The sequence below is a fragment of the Lysinibacillus sp. GbtcB16 genome (assembly GCF_019091145.1).
GTDB classification, from domain to species: Bacteria; Bacillota; Bacilli; order Bacillales_A; family Planococcaceae; genus Lysinibacillus; species Lysinibacillus fusiformis.
The window spans coordinates 1-412 of the sequence record NZ_JAGXJV010000152.1 but is presented as its reverse complement, the minus strand read 5'-3'; the positions used below and the strand labels follow the sequence as shown (position 1 = coordinate 412).

Genomic DNA, 412 nt, shown 5'->3' with positions numbered 1-412 from the left:
AATTATTTATACCCAGCTATACGAGCTAACGTTAATGAGATTCATAAATAATGAGGACAGGGTATTTACCTCCGAAGATCTGGAGAGGTATGAACGGGGGAAAGACAGTGATCTCGACGAAGCTTTGCTGAAGCAGGTTATTCACTCCATCCAACTCAAAAACGAAAAGGCGCTTGTGGGCTATTGTGACTAACTTACCTTGCATATGCAGGAGCTAAACTATGAGGAATGCAAGCTGCAGCTGACCCACATCATTTATTCGATCATGAAAAGCTTCAAGAACCATACAACATTTCATGGTATGAAGAATATCCATCTCTTCCTGGAGCAATTCGCAACCCTTGAGGAAGTAAAATCGTGGATGTATAACGAGATGCTGCAGATTATAGAGCGCCACAAGAAGAAAAGCGTC

General features: G+C 42.0%; 2 protein-coding genes. Both read left to right on the top strand.

Features of this window, described 5'->3' with window-relative positions:
• Nucleotides 1-193, top strand: a 193-nt coding sequence (locus KVT27_RS26855; RefSeq protein ID WP_254636266.1) for a hypothetical protein, incomplete at its 5' end; no start/stop codon positions are given.
• Nucleotides 194-205: 12 nt separating this feature from the next.
• The coding region (locus KVT27_RS26850) for a hypothetical protein (protein ID WP_254636265.1) at nt 206-412 on the top strand (207 nt) is incomplete at its 3' end.